At 64.9% G+C, this 14,418-nt stretch carries 12 protein-coding genes; 7 read left to right on the top strand and 5 right to left on the bottom strand.

Translation table 11 applies throughout. The features are described from left to right. Together RAD10_RS06510 and RAD10_RS06505 are read right to left on the bottom strand one after the other, a co-directional pair. Positions 1 to 654, bottom strand: a complete 654-nt coding sequence (locus RAD10_RS06510) for a helix-turn-helix transcriptional regulator (RefSeq protein WP_461616797.1) — start codon at positions 652 to 654, stop codon at positions 1 to 3. 9 nt (positions 655 to 663) lie between these two features. Next, positions 664 to 1,791, bottom strand: coding sequence for a threonine synthase (locus tag RAD10_RS06505; RefSeq protein WP_461616796.1), 1,128 nt, complete (start codon positions 1,789 to 1,791; stop codon positions 664 to 666). A gap of 259 nt (positions 1,792 to 2,050) precedes the next feature. On the opposite strand from RAD10_RS06505, the gene RAD10_RS06500 reads away from it, so the two are divergent. The 3 genes from RAD10_RS06500 to upp all read left to right on the top strand — a co-directional run bounded on the left by RAD10_RS06500 (position 2,051) and on the right by upp (position 5,346). Continuing rightward, a complete protein-coding gene (locus tag RAD10_RS06500; RefSeq protein WP_104465600.1) occupies positions 2,051 to 3,307 on the top strand; it encodes a GTP cyclohydrolase II in 1,257 nt (418 codons plus the stop codon). Between the two features lie 7 nt (positions 3,308 to 3,314). Then, positions 3,315 to 4,553, top strand: coding sequence for a URC4/urg3 family protein (locus tag RAD10_RS06495; protein ID WP_461616795.1), 1,239 nt, complete (start codon positions 3,315 to 3,317; stop codon positions 4,551 to 4,553). 163 nt (positions 4,554 to 4,716) lie between these two features. Then, positions 4,717 to 5,346: a uracil phosphoribosyltransferase gene (gene upp / locus RAD10_RS06490; protein ID WP_018317218.1), complete on the top strand. Its 630-nt coding sequence runs from the start codon at positions 4,717 to 4,719 to the stop codon at positions 5,344 to 5,346. Between the two features lie 9 nt (positions 5,347 to 5,355). Here upp and RAD10_RS06485 read toward each other — a convergent pair whose 3' ends face one another. Beyond that, on the bottom strand, positions 5,356 to 6,468 hold the full coding sequence (locus tag RAD10_RS06485) for a M48 family metallopeptidase (protein WP_461616794.1): 1,113 nt from the start codon (positions 6,466 to 6,468) through the stop codon (positions 5,356 to 5,358). Between the two features lie 3 nt (positions 6,469 to 6,471). Further along, complete coding sequence (locus RAD10_RS06480; RefSeq protein WP_461616793.1) at positions 6,472 to 7,626, bottom strand: YjgN family protein; 1,155 nt, start codon at positions 7,624 to 7,626, stop codon at positions 6,472 to 6,474. A 417-nt stretch (positions 7,627 to 8,043) separates the two neighbouring features. Between RAD10_RS06480 and RAD10_RS06475 the strand changes: the two genes are divergently transcribed. Together RAD10_RS06475 and RAD10_RS06470 are read left to right on the top strand one after the other, a co-directional pair. After that, a complete protein-coding gene (locus RAD10_RS06475; RefSeq protein ID WP_461616792.1) occupies positions 8,044 to 9,309 on the top strand; it encodes a cytochrome P450 in 1,266 nt (421 codons plus the stop codon). A 244-nt stretch (positions 9,310 to 9,553) separates the two neighbouring features. Next, a complete protein-coding gene (locus tag RAD10_RS06470) occupies positions 9,554 to 10,828 on the top strand; it encodes a cytochrome P450 (protein ID WP_461616791.1) in 1,275 nt (424 codons plus the stop codon). A 248-nt stretch (positions 10,829 to 11,076) separates the two neighbouring features. Here the strand turns inward: RAD10_RS06470 and RAD10_RS06465 are convergent, their stop codons facing one another. Further along, positions 11,077 to 11,997: a LysR substrate-binding domain-containing protein gene (locus tag RAD10_RS06465; protein WP_461616790.1), complete on the bottom strand. Its 921-nt coding sequence runs from the start codon at positions 11,995 to 11,997 to the stop codon at positions 11,077 to 11,079. Between the two features lie 125 nt (positions 11,998 to 12,122). Between RAD10_RS06465 and RAD10_RS06460 the strand changes: the two genes are divergently transcribed. Together RAD10_RS06460 and RAD10_RS06455 are read left to right on the top strand one after the other, a co-directional pair. Beyond that, positions 12,123 to 13,292 (top strand): acyl-CoA dehydrogenase family protein, encoded by a 1,170-nt coding sequence (locus RAD10_RS06460; RefSeq protein WP_018317224.1) that lies wholly within the window; start codon positions 12,123 to 12,125, stop codon positions 13,290 to 13,292. A gap of 10 nt (positions 13,293 to 13,302) precedes the next feature. After that, a complete protein-coding gene (locus RAD10_RS06455) occupies positions 13,303 to 14,406 on the top strand; it encodes a CaiB/BaiF CoA transferase family protein (protein WP_461616789.1) in 1,104 nt (367 codons plus the stop codon). Positions 14,407 to 14,418: the final 12 nt, after the last annotated feature.

Raw genomic sequence — 14,418 nt, 5'->3', positions numbered from 1 at the left:
TCACCTCGCATCGGCATATACCGTGGCGCGCGACACCCCGAGATGGGCCGCGACGATGTCCGAGGAGCGGCGCAGCTCCATGCAGCCGGCCTCGCGCAATTCCCGCAGCAAAGTGCGGCGGTCTTCCGTGGTGAGCGCACGCGGCGTGGTGGCGCGGCGCGCGGCGAACTGGTCGATATGGGCGCGGATGGCGTCCGCGCCGACAGGGGCGAGATGCTCGCGCGGACTGTCCTTGGCATCGACGCTGACGAACTGGCCGATGGCGCTCTGCAAGCCCTGGAACAAGGTCAGGTCGATGTTGAGGCAGAGCGCGGCGATGTAAGCGCCATCCGCGCCCTTGATGCCGATGGAGGTGCTCTTGGCCTGCCGTCCGTCGGCAAAGCTGTTGGCGTAGTTCGAAATCACTTGCGCGTAATCAGGGTTGGCGATGCGGGCGAGGCCAAGCTCGGTCGCGCCCTGGCCGACCTTGCGACCCGACAGGTTGTTGTGAATGGCGACGATCGCGTTCCTGGGATCGGTGAGATCGTGCAGCACGACCTCGCAAAACGGCGCAAAGGTCTCCCCTAACCCGTGCGCGATCTGCTGCAACTGATCGAACAGCAGCTTTCGCTCAGTGGTGGCCTTGTTCGACGCTATGGATTTGCCCCGGCTCATCGCATGGCCCTACTGCACGAGATCGGCGACGGTGGTCGCGGCCTTCAGGCCGGTGCCGGTGAGGACCGCGACCGTGGTCTCGGTCGTCTTGATGGCGCCAGTGGCGAAGAGTTTGTCCAGTGCGGCGGCCGCGCTGGCGCTGGTCGGTTCGGCAAACAGGCCCTGCCGCGCAAGCCGGCGCAGGGCGGCGACGATCTCATCCTCGGTGAGCGCGATGGTGCCACCACCGCTCTCGCGCAACGCGCCGATGATCTCGCGCAGGCGCAAGGGGTTCTTGATGGCGGTGCCTTCGGCGATGGTCTTGTTCACCTCGCGCGCGACAGGCGCATTGACACCCGCCTTGAAGCTCGCATCGATCGGCGAGCAATTGAGCGGCTGCGCCGCGAATAGCCGCGGCAATTTTGTGATCTGCCCGGCTTTCAACAGCTCGCGGAAGCCGAAAGCGCATCCGAGCAAAGAGCTGCCGGCGCCGACGGGAACGATGACGTTGTCGGGGGCGCGGAAGCCGAGATCTTCCCAGATCTCATACGCAAGCGATTTGGTACCTTCGAGGAAGAACGGCTGCCAGTTGTGGCTGGCATAAAACGTCTGGCTCGACTGCCGGATGGCTTCCGCTTCCGACTCCTCGCGCGGTCCCTCGACGAGCTGCACCGTGGCGCCATAGGCGCGCACCTGCGCAATCTTCGCCGGTGAGGTCGAGGCGGGCGCCAAAATCTTCACGCGCATGCCGCCGGCGGCACCTAACCCCGCCATCGACGAGCCGCCATTGCCGGAACTGTCTTCCAGAATGGCATCGACGCCGATCTGCCGGAGGAAGGACAGCATTACCGCCGAGCCGCGGTCCTTGAAGCTGCCGGTCGGGTTGAACCATTCGAGCTTGAACAGCGGCCGCAGGTCACCCCAATCCTGCTGGACCAGCGGCGTGCACCCCTCGCCGAGGGTGATCGGCTTTGCGATCTCGACCGGCAGCGCCGCCCGATAGCGCCACAGCGATCGCGTGCGGCTGTCGATGTCGTCGCGCGACATCCCCGCCCCCGGCGTCACCAACACCGGCGTGCGCTCGTCCGAGCACCAGCGCGGCTGGTCCAGCGAATAGAGCTTTCCGTTGCGGGGATCGATGTAGCTGGCGGCGGACATGGCGTTCTCGGGGCGGGGGTTGATCTATACAATATGTCTAACTATATACGTTTTGTCCAGACAAGTGACGCCGCAGCTCCGCTGATGACGAGAATTTGGCCTCGAACGGCCGAGCCCGCCCGCCACGATTAACTTGTCTGTCGCGTCTTGCCGCTACAATATGTTGGATTGAGCTTGCGTCGCCGATGTTCCGCGTCGGCAACGCGACCGAGCCAGGCCCGTCCGAGCGGCGGGCCGTTGGCTTTTTGGGAGCCTGGACATGAGCCGCGCGAACCGTACCGATCACATCCGCCTGACCTCGCATCCGGAGCCGGGCCGGAAGTCCGCCTTCCCGATCCATTGGGGCGCCACCGACGCGCGCGCCCGCGGACCGATCATCGGCACGGTGTCGCGCGCCGGGGATCGCAACGTGATCGGCAGCCATGGCGGCTCCTATGCGATGTACCGCGCGCTCGCAGTGTCCGCCGGCGCGCTCGATCCGATTCGCAGGCCCGACCTCACCAACACCTTTCCGGCCGCGACCATCGGGCCGTTTCCGCAATGGAGCGATCCCACCAAGATCGTTGCACTCGATCCGTGGGGGCATCTGGTCGCCGAGAATTTCGGCAAGGAGATCGCAGAAGGCTCCGACATCCGCCCGAGCATCGCCGTGACGCGGGCGCGGCTCGACCTTCCGGAGATCCGCGAGGCGCTGGCCGCAAAACGCTTACGCGCCGACGGCGAGGTCGTGCATGCCAATGGCAGCGTCTCCGTCGTGAAGATCGCGATCGATCCGGTCTGGTACCTGCCGGGGCTTGCGGCGCGCTTCGGCACCGCTGAGACCGAGCTGCGGCGCACGCTGTTCGAGCAGACCGCCGGCATGTTCCCCGAGCTCGTGACGCGGCCGGACATGAAGGTGTTCCTGCCGCCGATCGGCGGCACCACGGTCTACATGTTCGGCGATGTGACGAAACTGCCGGACCATCGCACAAAGATCACCTGCCGCGTGCATGACGAGTGCAACGGATCCGACGTGTTCGGCTCCGACATCTGCACCTGCCGGCCCTATCTGATCCACGGCATCGAGGAATCCGCACGCGGCGCGCAGGAGGGCGGGCTCGGGCTCGTCGTCTACAACCGCAAGGAAGGCCGCGCGCTCGGCGAGGTCACCAAATTCCTGGTCTACAATGCGCGCAAGCGACAGGAGGACGGCGATGCGGCCGCCGCCTATTTCGAGCGCACCGAATGCGTCGCCGGCGTCCAGGATGCGCGCTTCCAGCAATTGATGCCGGATACGATCCACTGGCTCGGCCTGAAGCGCATCGACCGCTTCCTGTCGATGAGCGACATGAAGCATGACGCGCTGACCTCCCAAGGCATCGACATCGTCGAGCGCGTGCCGATCCCTCCGGAGCTGATTCCCGCCGACGCCTATGTCGAGATCGCCGCGAAGAAGGCGGCTGGCTATTACTCGACCGACATTGCGCCCGAGAAGGATGTGGACGGCGTGGTCGGGCGCTCGCTGGAAAAATACTGATCGCGCGATGGCGGACGCTTTGGAATTGCAAGCACGCTCGCTGCTCACCGCAGATGCGGTGCGCGCGCGGGCCGGGCAGATGCTGGAGATCGGCCTTGCCGGCGGCCTCCGCCACTTCACGATCGATCTCGACCGGATGGATGGCGTCGCGGAGGCCGTGCTCGCGGTGACGCGAAAAGCCTATCCGACGCTGGAGATTCCGTTCCATGCGCGCTGGCGGCATTTTGTGCTCGGCGGCGCCGACCGCTGGACCAAGTTTGCCGACGCGGCTACGTGGCCGGACCGCGCGGCGCGGGCGCGCGCGGAGTTCGACCTCGCCATCGTCAGCGTGCTGCTCGATGCCGGCGCGGGCGCGGCCTGGCGCTATCGCGATGCCATGAGCGGCGAGAGCATCGGCCGGTCCGAGGGGCTGGCGATCGCGAGCCTCGACATGTTCGCGGGCGGCCTTTTCTCGGGCGATGCGCGCGCGCCGTTCAGAGCCGATGCCGAGGTGCTGGCAAAACTGCCCCTCGCATCCCTCACCTCCGCCTTTCAGGTGAGCGGTGCCAATCCCCTGGTCGGGCTGGAGGGGCGCACCGATCTGTTGCGGCGTCTTGGCCGGCACGTCGCCGAGCGCGCCGACGTTTTCGGCTTGAATGATACGCCGCGCCCAGGCGGCCTGTTCGATCACATCGCGGCGCAGGCCAAGGGCGGCGCCATTGCCGCACCGGCGATCCTGTCGGCGGTGCTGAATCAGCTCGGACCGATCTGGCCCTCGCGGCTGGAGCTTGCCGGCATTCCGCTCGGCGATTGCTGGCGGCATCCGGCGATCAAGGCGGACGACGCAACGGAGGGCCTCGTGCCGCTCCACAAGCTGTCGCAATGGCTGAGCTATTCGCTGATCGAGCCGCTGCAGCGCGCCGGCCTCGATGTGACTGACATCGACGGCCTCACCGGGCTTGCCGAATACCGCAATGGCGGACTGTTCGTCGATCACGAGGTGCTGCGCCTGCGCGACGCCGTGGATGCCGACCGCGCGCATGCGGTGGACTCGCTGCTCGTGGTGGAATGGCGTGCGCTGACCGTTGCGCTGCTCGATCGCTTGGCGGAATTGGTTCGCGCCAAGCTCGGCCAGACGCCGGAGACATTGCCGCTCGCCAGCATTCTGGAAGGCGGCACCTGGGCCGCGGGCCGCGCCATTGCGTTTGCGCGCCGGCCCGATGGATCACCCCCGGTCAAGGTCATCAGCGACGGCACTGTTTTTTAGCCCTCTCCCCTTGTGGGAGGGGGTGCCTCGCGACAGCGAGGCGGGTGAGGGGTTCTGTCCGCGAACCCGTCTCTCAGTGAAGTTCGCGGAGACGACCCCTCATCCGGCGCTTCGCGCCACCTTCTCCCACAAGGGGAGAAGGGAAGAAGAAGAGCATCCCATCATGGAAGGCGTCACGATCGTCGATCATCCGCTGGTGCAGCACAAGCTGACGCTGGTGCGGGACAAATCGATTTCAACGAAGTCGTTCCGCGAGCTGATCAAGGAGATCGGCATGCTGCTTTGCTACGAGGTGACGCGCGATTTGCCGCTCGCGGATACCGTGATCGAGACGCCGCTGGCGACGATGCACTCGGCCAAGATCGCCGGCAAGAAGCTGGTGTTCGTGCCGATGCTGCGCGCCGGCACCACCTTCGTCGACGGCATGATGGACCTGGTGCCGACCGCGCGCGTCGCCCATATCGGGCTCTACCGCGAGCCGCACAGCTTTGCCGCGGTCGAGTACTTCTTCAAATCACCATCCGATCTCGGCGAGCGCCTCGCCATCGTGGTGACGCCTGTCGTCGCGACCGCCAACACGGCGGTGGCCGCGATCGACCGGCTGAAGGAGCGCGGCGCCAGGGACATCCGCCTCGCCTGCCTGATCGCAGCGCCCGAAGGGCTCGAGCGGCTGCGCGGATTGCATCCGGACGTTCCGATCTGGACTGCGGCGGTGGATGAAGGCCTCGACGAGAACGGCTTTATTTTGCCGGGCCTCGGCGACGCCGGCGACCGCGCTTACGGGACGCGGTAAGCGGAAAGCTCAAATTTTCCCGCTGCCGCAAATCCCCTTCAGTGACTGCCATTCCTTGTCCGTCAGCAGCGGCGGGCCGCTGGTGGGACGATCCTCTTTCGTCATGCGGGCGAGACGATCCTCGGTCAGCGGATGGCTGGCGAGGATATTTGTCAGGCCAGAGCCGCCCTCCTTGCCGGTGATGCGGAACATCAATTCAGCCGCAGGCTTCGGCGAGCGGCCGAGCTTGTGCATGATCTCGATCGCGAACGTATCGGCAGCGGTCTCGGCCTCGCGCGAATAGGAGGCTTCGACGACGGTGCGCGAGGCAAAGATCACGGCGGATGAGCCGGTCACGTCGCCGAACAACAGGCCGATCAGGAACGAGGTGCCACCGTTGTAGATCAGACTGCGCATGTTGTCATAATGCTTGAGGTGACCGAGCTCGTGGGCCAGGATGCCGGCGAGTTCGTCGGGGTTCTGCGCCTTGTCGAGCAGGCCCCTCAGCACGTAGACCTTGCCGCCGGGGAGCGCGAACGCGTTCGGCACCGCGGTTGGCAGCACGCCCGCCGTCATGGAATCGTCGTCGAGGCCTGCGGCATCGCGCAGGCGGTTGACCAGCTTTGTGAACGCGGCCCTGCCCGCGGGGTCTTCGCACACGCTGCGGCCGAAGATGGTCTTCACCTGGACTTCGGAGGCATCGCCGATGCGCCGCTCGATCGGTTTCGGCACCAGCGGTGCAAGCCGGTCGGCGGCGAGCGGCACACCGAACAGCACGACGCAGACGATGGAGACGGTGGCAGCCACCGACCAGCCGACGATTTTTGCGACGCCGCGGCGCGAGGTCCGGTGCTCGTCGAGATGGGTGCAGCGGACGGTCACGTCTGCCGCGAGTACAGCGTCGCGGATCTCGAGCCGCGCCAGCGGCGGCGCCGTGGTGCAGGCCAGACGCAAAATCCCGGGCGGACTGTCGGCGCGGCGAATGTCGGCATAGGACCAGCGAACCGGCGTTCCGCCCTCCTCAAGAATCTCGAGCGCATCGGCGAACGCCAGCGTCACCTGCCGCCGGCGGCTCGACGTGCCGTCGAAGAAGATGGTCGGCTTGGCGGCCTGCGCCGGGGCCTCGGCAAACACATCACTCACAGCTCAGAATCCCGCGACATCGAGCCCGTCGGCAAAACCTTCGCCGAGCGCGCTGGCAAGCTGACCGCTGCCGCGCACATCCGCCGCAGCCGCGATGTCGTGCACCTTGACGGTCTCCAGCACCTTGGCCCAGAGATCACGCTGAAGATAGACCCGCATGACGATGTTGATCGCAAGCGCCAGGGCGAGATAGCCTGCCACCATCATCATCACCATCGGGATGCTCCTGGCGGCACTGTCGGAGCCGAACACCTGATCGGCGGGAACGCCGCTCAGCGCTACGACCAGCAAGGCGCTGCCGCCGAGATAGGCGGAGAACACCATCGAGAGCAGCGTCCACCAGCCAATCACCTTCCAGTACAGGCCGTAGAACGCATCGTGCGGCAGGTCCGAGGACAGGCTGACGCCGCCGATGCGGATGCCGTCGAGCCACCAGCGCCATTCGCGCGCCTTGAATTCCGCATAGAAGAACGGCGCGAGCGGGAAGATCACCAGCGCGATCGGGCTGAGCAGCCACAGCCACCAGCCGCGCTTGAAGAAGGTCCAGCCGTTGCCCTCGAAATCGCCGCGGAGATCGCCGTAATGGGTGTGCTGCATCTTGTAGCGTTCGAGCGCGGCCGCGCGCCAGGGCAGCGCCAGGCCGAGCGTCAGGAACACCAGCAAGCCCCACGCCATGGCGCGGAACGAATAGGCCCAGCCCGAGCCGTCCATCCAGAAGCGGACGCCGCGCCAAACGGTGCGCGTCAACCGGTAACGTCGCGCGCGAAAAATCGCGAACTGGCCGAAGGCGTAGAAGCCGATGAACAGCGGCGTCGAGGCAAAACCCTGCCAGCGCTCGAACTCGATGCCGATCAGGAAGTAGGCGAGGTAGATCGGCACCAGGATCGCGAGCGCGAACAGGAAGCCGACCAGCAGCTCCTTGGCGCGGCCGGTATATTCGGCGGCATCGCCGTCGATCGCGGTGTTCGCCCACAGATGACGGCGGATGTCGGTGACGAGCCAGAACCGGTAGAAGCCGAAGGTGACGAGCTCCAGCATGGCACCCTTGGTGACCATTTTCCGGAACTCGGAGCGGTCACCGCTGAAATCGACCCGCGTGGGCGGCAGCGGCGGGGGTAAGGGCTCGGAGCCGATCGGCGTCCATTGCATGTCGTTCACGGCGGCAACCTCGGGATGCGGTCTTGATCGGGTCAAACTATAGATCAGAGGTTGGTCGGCCCCCAAGATGGCAGGGTTCGATTTACCTCGATTCCAGTCGGTTTCTGGCACGTTTTCACGACAAACGGTGTGCGGAGGGTCACGCTGACAGAAGTCCCGTAGCCCGGATGGAGCGGAAGCGTAATCCGGGACCGTGCCCCAAGCGACGCCGGCCCCGGATTGCGCGGAGCCTGTCATCGGGCGGCGCTTTGCGCCGACCCGTTGGCTCCATCCGGGCTACGCATCCACCCTCTCGCAAAGGTTGGATGTGACAAAACTCTCCCTTGCTCCGGCGCAGACAACCGGCTGTAATTACAAATCAAATACCGCAGCGCAGAATTCAACGAGAACGCGCGGTACGTGCCAGGGAGAACGGTCATGCATGGGACCATCGAGAGCGCGGCCAAGCTCGACGCACTTCGCGAGCGCGCCACGACACTGCCGCTGGAGCAATTCGATCCGGGCGATCCGGAACTGTTCAGGACCGATACGTTCTGGCCGTATTTCGATCGGCTGCGCCGGGAAGATCCCGTGCACTACTGCAAGGACTCGATGTTCGGCCCGTACTGGTCGGTGACGCGCTACAACGACATCATGGAGATCGAGACGAACCACGCGGTGTTCTCTTCGGCGTCTTCGCTCGGCGGCATCACCATCCGCGACATCGATCCGGACCTGCGCCGCGAGAGCTTCATCTCGATGGATCCGCCGCGCCATGCGGCGCAGCGCAAGACCGTGGCGCCGATGTTCACGCCGACGCACCTGGACAACCTCGCCCTCAACATCCGCAAGCGCTCGGCCGAGTGCCTGGACAATCTGCCCCGCGGCGAGGTGTTCGACTGGGTCGACCGCGTCTCGATCGAGCTCACCACTCAGATGCTGGCGGTGCTGTTCGACTTTCCCTGGGAGGACCGCCGCAAGCTGACGCGCTGGTCGGACATCGCGACCACGATTCCCGGCCCCGACGGACTTGTCGCCACCGAGGACGAACGGCAGGCCGAGCTGACCGAATGCGCCGGCTATTTCGCGCGGCTGTGGAAGGAGCGTATCGCGCAGCCGCCGAAGAGCGACCTGTTGTCGATGATGGCGCATGGCGCCGCGACGCGTGACATGGACGCCAAGAACTTCCTCGGCAATCTCGTGCTTTTGATCGTCGGCGGCAACGACACTACGCGCAACACCATGTCGGGCTCGCTCCACGCGCTGAGTCAGCATCCGGAACAGTATCGCAAGCTGCGCGAGAATCCCGCACTGCTCGACAGTTTCGTCCCCGAAGTGATCCGTTGGCAGACGCCGCTGGCCCATATGCGGCGCACCGCGCTCGCCGACTTCGAGTTCCGCGGCAAAGAGATCAAGAAAGGTGACAAGGTCGTGATGTGGTACGTCTCGGGCAACCGCGACGAAGAGGCGATTGAGAAGCCCTACGACTTCATCATTGACCGCGCCCGTCCGCGCACGCATCTGTCCTTCGGCTTCGGCATCCACCGCTGCGTCGGCCTCAGGCTTGCCGAACTCCAGCTCAAGATTATCTGGGAAGAGATCCTGAAGCGGTTCGACCATATCGATGTCGTCGGCGAACCCAAGAGGGTCTATTCGAGTTTCGTGAAGGGTCTGGAAGAGCTGCCGGTGAAGATTGCGGCTTAGATTGGCAGCAAGATGAGTTTGGACTGCACTCACACGGAAGCTGCGCCCCCTCTCCCGCTTGCGGGGGAGGGCTGGGGTGGGGGTGTCTCCTCGAGCGAGAACCCCCAAGAGGAAAGAACCCTCACCCGGCGCTACGCCGTAGCCGAGGCTTCGCCTCGGCGTTTCTTAAAAGTCGGCTGCCGGCGGCGGCCTGTACCTCTCCCGCAAGCGGGAGAGGTTAAGCAGAAACACTGGAGCCACGACGATGAACATCCAAGCGCCGGTTAAAGTGGACAAGGCCGAACGCATGCGCAGGGCCCGCGAGGAGGCCTATGCGACGCCGTTGGCGCAATTCCACCCCGGCGCGCCCAGGCTGTTCCAGGACGACACGCTGTGGCCGTGGTTCGAGCGGCTGCGCAAGGAAGAGCCGGTGCATTACTGCACCAACGCGCCGATCGAGCCGTACTGGTCGGTGGTGAAATACAACGACATCATGCATGTCGACACCAATCATGGCATCTTCTCCTCGGACTCGACGCTCGGCGGCATCTCGATCCGTGACGTGCCGGAAGGCTACGACTATCCGAGCTTCATCGCGATGGACCAGCCCAGGCATTCGTCGCAGCGCAAGACGGTGTCGCCGATGTTCACGCCGACACATCTGGACGAGCTGGCAAAGCTGATCCGCCAGCGCTCGCAGACCGTGCTCGACAATCTGCCGCGCAACGAGACCTTCAACTTCGTCGAGCGCGTCTCGATCGAGCTGACGACGCAGATGCTGGCGACCCTGTTCGACTTCCCCTGGGAGGAGCGGCGCAAGCTGACGCGCTGGTCGGACGTTTCGACCGCGCTGCCCAAGAGCGGCATCGTCGCCTCCGCCGAAGAGCGCCGCCGCGAGATGGACGAATGCTACGCCTACATGTCCAAGCTGTGGAACGAGCGCGTCAACTCGGCACCGCGCAACGATCTGCTGTCGCTGATGGCGCACAACGACGCCACACGGCACATGGACCCCGACAACCTCATGGGCAACATCATCCTGCTCATCGTCGGCGGCAACGATACCACGCGCAACACCATGACCGGCTCGGTGCTGGCGCTGAACGAGAACCCGGAGCAATACGACAAGCTGCGCGCCAATCCGGAGCTGATCGACTCCATGGTACCCGAGGTGATCCGCTGGCAGACGCCGCTGGCGCATATGCGCCGCACCGCGTTGCAAGACACCGAGATCGGCGGCAAGCACATCAGGAAGGGTGACCGCGTGGTGATGTGGTACGTCTCCGGCAACCGCGACGAGGAGATGTTCGACAAGCCGAACGACTTCATCATCGATCGCCCGCGGCCGCGCACGCACCTCTCCTTCGGCTTCGGCATCCACCGCTGCGTCGGCATGCGCCTCGCCGAGCTGCAGCTGCGCATCGTCTGGGAAGAGATGCTGAAGCGCTTCGACCGCATCGAGGTGGTCGGCGAGCCCAAGCGGATCTATTCGAGCTTCATCAAGGGATATGAGACGCTGCCGGTCAGGATTCCGGGGTAGCGACCACCTTGGGGGCAAACCAGCCTTCTCAATCTCCGCTGTCATGCCCCGCGAAGGCGGGGCATCCAGTACGCCGCGGCCTATCGATTCGAACCGCACGGCCTCTGGGATACTGGATTGCCCGCTTTCGCGGGCCATGACAGCAGTGGCTGAGGCGCGAGGTTGCCCAGCTATAAAATTTCGGCATGACAGCTCGCGCCAGATGCGAAGGCAAGGCGGCGCCTGACTGTTCTACGACACAAGCGCATCTAACTCAATTTGATGTCCCAGACGCCTTCCTTGCGGCAGGCGGCGACTTCCTCGCGCAGGAGCGCCGTGACGGCGAGCGAGGCCGTCGAGACCGGGCGGTCGATCGGAGAAGCGAAAATGAGCTCGCGCGTCATCGGCTTGGATACCGGCGCGGTTTCCAGCCGCCCGTCCGCGACCTCGCCGTGGACCGACGACGGCGGCAGCAGCGCGAAGCCGAGCCCCTCCTCGACCAGGCTGGTCAGCACGCGAAACGAATCCGCCTCGAGCTGGACGTCGAGCTTGATCTTGCGCTGCGCGGCCGCGTGCTCGATCAGCGCGCGGAGGCCGTGGGAATGACTGGGCAGCACCAGCCGTTGCCGCAGCAACCAGCCGATGTCGACGTTCTTCTTGCGGGCGAGGCCGCAGCCGCGCGGGCCGACCGCCACGATGTTGTCGCGCCCCAGGCTCTCCACGTTGAGATGCAGATCGGCCGAGCGGCCATAGAGGATGGCGAGATCCATCTCGCCGCGATGCAGCCATTCGACGAGATGGCCGCTGTAGCTCTCGACGATGCGCAGCGAGATGCCGGGAAATCTTTCGACGCAGCGCCGCGCAAAGCGTGCCGACAGCACGCAGCTCACGGTTGGAACGAGGCCGAGCACGACCTGGCCCGACGGCGGCCCTTTGGACGACTGGATGTCGTCGCGGATCTGGTCGATCTGCCGGACGATGCCGGAGGTGCGCGCCAGCAAGAGACGACCCGCATCCGTCAACACCATGCCGCGGCCGTTGCGGGTGAAGAGTTCAGTGCGCAGCTCGTGTTCCAGCAGCTTGATCTGCCGGGAGAGCGCCGGCTGCGCCACGCGCAGCGTGTCGGAGGCCTTGGACAGGCTGCCGAGCTCCGCCACGCAACTGAAGGTCCTGAGCTGCCGGAAATCCATGCTTGCCAATCCTGGAAGGCTACTCCATACGCTATAACAAATGAGCATAGGGGGCTGGCGTTGTTTTCACAACGCCTGAGGATCGGCCGGCGTTATCTTAACTGCCGCTAAGAACTGGAAACGCCATGAGTGAAGAACACCACACCGAAGATTACGCCGACATCCGTGAAGCCGTCGCAAAGCTCTGCGCCCAGTTCCCCGGCGAATATTGGCGCAAGCTCGATCGCGAGATGGCCTATCCCAAGGCGTTCGTCGACGCGCTGACAGCGGCCGGCTATCTCTCGGTGCTGATCCCGGAGGAATATGGCGGTGCGGGGCTGAAGTTGTCCGCGGCGGCCGCGATCCTCGAGGAGATCCAGCGCGCGGGCTGCAACGGCGGCGGCTGCCACGCCCAGATGTACACGATGGGCACCGTGCTGCGGCACGGCAACGCCGAGCAGAAAGCAAAGTATCTGCCGAAGATCGCGAGCGGCGAACTGCGCCTGCAGGCCTTCGGCGTCACCGAGCCGACCAGCGGCACCGACACCTCCTCGCTGAAGACCTTTGCGCGCAAGGACGGCAACGACAGCTACATCGTCAACGGCCAGAAGATCTGGACCAGCCGCGCCGAGCATTCCGATTTGATGGTTCTGCTGGCGCGCACCACGCCGAAGGAGCAGGCCAAGAAGCGCACCGACGGTCTTTCAGTGTTCATCGTCGACATGCGCGAGGCCAAGAACAATGGCCTCGAGATCCGCCCGATCCGCACCATGATGAACCATGCCACCACCGAAGTGTTCTTTACTGACATGAAGGTGCCGGCGGAGAATCTGATCGGCGAGGAAGGCAAGGGCTTTCGCTACATCCTCTCCGGCATGAACGCCGAGCGTATCCTGATCGCCGCCGAATGCGTCGGCGATGCCAAATGGTTCATCGCGAAGGCAACGAACTACGCCAAGGAGCGCAGCGTGTTCGGCCGGCCGATCGGCCAAAATCAAGGCATCCAGTTCCCGATCGCCAAGGCCTATGCCTCGATGCGCGCGGCCGAGCTGATGGTGAAGGAAGCCACGCGCAAATACGAGGCCGGGCTCGACTGCGGCGCGGAAGCCAACATGGCCAAGATGCTGGCGGCGGATGCGTCCTGGGAAGCGGCTAATGCCTGCATTCAGACCCATGGTGGCTTTGGCTTTGCCGAGGAGTACGACGTCGAGCGCAAATTCCGCGAGACGCGGCTCTATCAGGTGGCGCCGATCTCGACCAACCTCGTGCTCTCCTTCGTCGCCGAGCATGTGCTCGGCATGCCGCGCTCGTACTGAGGCCACCATCATGGGAGCATTGGACGGGATCAGGGTGATTGCGGTCGAGCAGGCGGTGGCGGCGCCGTTCTGCTCCTCGCGGCTGGCGGATGCCGGCGCCGAGGTGATCAAGATCGAACGGCCCGAGGGCGATTTCGCCCGCGGCTATGACGCGGCGGCCAAGGGCCAGAGCAGCTATTTCGTCTGGCTCAACCGCGGCAAGCAATCGGCGGTGGTCGATCTCGCGACGAAGGAAGGTTGCGCCGAGCTGGAGAAGCTGATCGCAAGCGCCGACGTGCTGATCCAGAACCTCAAGCCGGGCTCGATGGACAAGCTCGGCTTCTCGCGCGAGCGGCTGCTGAAGGACTATCCAAGACTGATCTCCTGCACCATCACCGGCTATGGCGACGAAGGTCCCTACGCGCATCGCAAAGCCTATGACCTCCTGATCCAGGCCGAGAGCGGCCTCGCCTCGATCACCGGCAATCCCGATGGCGCCTCGCGCGTCGGCATGTCGATCGTCGATGTCGCGACCGGCGCCACCGCGCATGCGGCGATCCTGGAAGCGCTGATCGGGCGCGGGCGCACCGGCAAGGGCTGTGACATCCGCATCTCCATGTTCGACGTGATGGCGGACTGGTGCACCGTGCCCCTGCTCAACTCCGAAGCCGGCAATCCACCCAAGCGCATGGGCCTGCGCCATCCTTCGATCGCGCCCTATGGCGTGTTCACCTCGAAGGACGGCAAGGACATCCTGATCTCGATCCAGAGCGAGCGCGAGTGGAAGACGCTCTGCGCCAAGGTGCTGGATCAGCCCGGTTTGCCCGCCGATCCCCGCGTCGCCAACATGGTCGAGCGTGTGCGCAACCGCGACTTCACCGATACGACGGTGGCGGATATCTTCGGCAAGATGACGCGCGACGAACTGCTCAAGCGGCTGTCGGATGCCGATATCGCCTTTGCCGAGGTCAACACCATGGCCGACCTCACCAACCATCCGCATCTGCGCCGCATCGAGGTCGACACGCCGCAGGGACGTGTCAGCTATCCCGCCCCGGCGCCGATCATCGTCGGCGAGACGCGCGCTTACGGCGCTGTGCCCGCCATCGGCGAAAAGCCAAAGTCCAAGACGTAAGAAGAGCGAGGC

The sequence above is a fragment of the Bradyrhizobium sp. 23AC genome, from assembly GCF_054863025.1.
The sequence above is the reverse complement of the archived record's forward strand: the minus strand, read 5'-3'. Positions and strand labels throughout refer to the sequence as shown.

What these genes read in the sequence shown, in the direction of transcription:
- RAD10_RS06455 (WP_461616789.1), top strand. Translation starts at nt 13,303, where the DNA reads ATGGGAGCATTGGACGGGATCAGGGTGATTGCGGTCGAGCAGGCGGTG.
- RAD10_RS06510 (WP_461616797.1), bottom strand. Translation starts at nt 654, where the DNA reads ATGAGCCGGGGCAAATCCATAGCGTCGAACAAGGCCACCACTGAGCGA.
- RAD10_RS06500 (WP_104465600.1), top strand. Translation starts at nt 2,051, where the DNA reads ATGAGCCGCGCGAACCGTACCGATCACATCCGCCTGACCTCGCATCCG.
- RAD10_RS06495 (WP_461616795.1), top strand. Translation starts at nt 3,315, where the DNA reads ATGGCGGACGCTTTGGAATTGCAAGCACGCTCGCTGCTCACCGCAGAT.
- upp (WP_018317218.1), top strand. Translation starts at nt 4,717, where the DNA reads ATGGAAGGCGTCACGATCGTCGATCATCCGCTGGTGCAGCACAAGCTG.
- RAD10_RS06470 (WP_461616791.1), top strand. Translation starts at nt 9,554, where the DNA reads ATGAACATCCAAGCGCCGGTTAAAGTGGACAAGGCCGAACGCATGCGC.
- RAD10_RS06460 (WP_018317224.1), top strand. Translation starts at nt 12,123, where the DNA reads ATGAGTGAAGAACACCACACCGAAGATTACGCCGACATCCGTGAAGCC.
- RAD10_RS06505 (WP_461616796.1), bottom strand. Translation starts at nt 1,791, where the DNA reads ATGTCCGCCGCCAGCTACATCGATCCCCGCAACGGAAAGCTCTATTCG.
- RAD10_RS06475 (WP_461616792.1), top strand. Translation starts at nt 8,044, where the DNA reads ATGCATGGGACCATCGAGAGCGCGGCCAAGCTCGACGCACTTCGCGAG.
- RAD10_RS06465 (WP_461616790.1), bottom strand. Translation starts at nt 11,997, where the DNA reads ATGGATTTCCGGCAGCTCAGGACCTTCAGTTGCGTGGCGGAGCTCGGC.